Here is a 1,348-nt window from a genome sequence, read left to right as displayed (position 1 = left end):
TGTTGCTAGAATATAAATAGTACAAGCCAAAATGAGAAATTCCAAATACACATAAGCATGGTACAATAGAAACATGCTGAAGGAGGATCTCATATGGCAAAGCAACATGACAAACAATTTAAACTTGATGCAGTCCAGTACTATCAGGATCACAAAGATCTCGGAGTACGTGGATGTGCAGAAAATCTTGGCATCGGCTACAGTACATTAACAAAGTGGCTGAAAGACTTCCGGGAATCAGGTGATATTCCTGTTCGTGGTTCTGGTAATTATGCATCTGATGAGCAGAAGGAAATTGCCGTCTCAGGCGTGAATTACGTGATGCCCAAGATGCACTTGATGTGTTAAAAAAAGCAATCAACATTCTGGGAAAATGACGGAAGCCATTTATCTCGAAGTGTCTGAGAAGACGGAAGCTGCCAAAAAGGCTGGACGCCGGGTTTCCGTCTCCGGAATGTTGAAGTTTTTAGGTGTCTCTCACTCAGGATATCTTGCATGGCTCCACCATGTACCTTCTGATACAGAAAAACGTCGTGAAGCTGTAAAAGCAAAAATACAGGATATTTATGATGATTCCAAGCAAAACTACGGTGCTCCGAAAATCACTGTAGAACTTCGAAAAATTGGTGAAGTCATTTCGGAAAGAACCGTTGGTACATATATGCGCCAAATGGGGATCCGTGCTCAGTGGAGCAAACCATGGACAAGCACCACAAAAGATTCCGATTTCAGCACTGAAGCACTGAATTACAAAATATCCTTGATGAGCAATTTAATCCTGATCGTCCGAATGCAGTCTGGTGTTCGGATATCACCTACATCTGGACAATAGATGGATTTGTCTATCTGACCAGTGTTATGGATTTATTTTCTAGAAAAATCATAGCCTGGACGCTTTCAGAAACACTGGAAGTATCTTGCGTGATTGATGCTATAAACAAAGCCAAAGCTCGCCGGAATATCAATCAACCATTAATTATCCATTCGGATCGTGGCAGCCAATATGTTGCAAAGGAATATAAAAAAGCAACCGAAAATATGCAGCGTAGCTACTCAAAGAAAGCTTTTCCGTGGGATAATGCATGCATTGAATCCTTTCATTCTATTATCAAACGTGAATGGCTCAATCGTTTTAAAATTCGCGATTATAAGCAGGCATACCAGTTGATTTTTGAATATCTGGAAGCTTTCTACAATACGAAACGAATTCATAGCCATTGCAACTATATGTCGCCAAACGAATTCGAACGAGTGTATGAAAGAATACACACTGAGGCTGAGCTTCTGGCAGGTTAAAATGGGGAGAATTTTCTTATTTTAACTTGTACTAAATCTTGACATAGGACCA

Annotated in this window: 3 protein-coding genes; all 3 read left to right on the top strand. The window is 40.3% G+C overall.

Annotated elements, in window-relative coordinates; translation table 11 throughout:
• Positions 1-93: 93 nt before the first annotated feature.
• From DXA97_RS19725 to DXA97_RS21395, 3 genes are read left to right on the top strand one after another with little or no spacing between them, the layout of a single operon-like run.
• On the top strand, positions 94-348 hold the full coding sequence (locus tag DXA97_RS19725) for a helix-turn-helix domain-containing protein (RefSeq protein ID WP_243107793.1): 255 nt from the start codon (positions 94-96) through the stop codon (positions 346-348).
• A 25-nt stretch (positions 349-373) separates the two neighbouring features.
• Positions 374-832 (top strand): IS3 family transposase, encoded by a 459-nt coding sequence (locus DXA97_RS21400; RefSeq protein ID WP_243107792.1) that lies wholly within the window; start codon positions 374-376, stop codon positions 830-832.
• Entirely contained in the window at positions 757-1,296 is a 540-nt protein-coding gene (locus DXA97_RS21395) for an IS3 family transposase (protein ID WP_243107794.1), read from the top strand. Before DXA97_RS21400 ends, DXA97_RS21395 begins: the two co-directional genes overlap by 76 nt.
• Positions 1,297-1,348 lie beyond the last annotated feature (52 nt).

Source organism: Clostridium sp. OF09-36, from assembly GCF_003481985.1.
Lineage (GTDB): Bacteria > Bacillota > Clostridia > Lachnospirales > Lachnospiraceae > Brotaphodocola.
The sequence above is the reverse complement of the archived record's forward strand: the minus strand, read 5'-3'. Positions and strand labels throughout refer to the sequence as shown.

Coding starts and splice junctions, on each gene's coding strand:
- DXA97_RS19725 (WP_243107793.1), top strand. CDS start 94: ATGGCAAAGCAACATGACAAACAATTTAAACTTGATGCAGTCCAGTAC.
- DXA97_RS21400 (WP_243107792.1), top strand. CDS start 374: ATGACGGAAGCCATTTATCTCGAAGTGTCTGAGAAGACGGAAGCTGCC.